Origin of the sequence: Vibrio sp. 10N.222.49.C9, assembly GCF_041474985.1 — a bacterium.
Taxonomy (GTDB): Bacteria; Pseudomonadota; Gammaproteobacteria; order Enterobacterales; family Vibrionaceae; genus Vibrio; species Vibrio crassostreae_C.
Map to the genome: position 1 here is coordinate 1 of NZ_JBFRVD010001220.1, position 277 is coordinate 277.

1 pseudogene is annotated in these 277 nt (G+C 47.3%); it reads right to left on the bottom strand.

What is annotated here, in order from left to right:
- Positions 1-83: 83 nt before the first annotated feature.
- A pseudogene (locus AB4585_RS27650) lies at positions 84-277 on the bottom strand (MerR family transcriptional regulator); the annotation flags it as partial.

Genomic DNA, 277 nt, shown 5'->3' on the forward strand with positions numbered 1-277 from the left:
GTCTAGTTCAAGGGCCGCTCGTTTTATCTTATTGATACAGCCGCCACAAGAGACACCTTCGAGCTGAAGGTTAAACTGGTTCATTACTTCTTCTCCTCAGTCCAAGACTCTATCAAACAACAAATGGAATCACCGGTTGGCAAGCTATCCGGTAGCTCTCCCCATTGTTCAAAAGTCTCTTTTAGCATGGTGACATGTTGTTGCAGTCTGAGGATCTGCGCCTCTGTCTCTACAATCTTATCCGCCATCATTGTTCGCACCTTAGGGCACGGTGAGC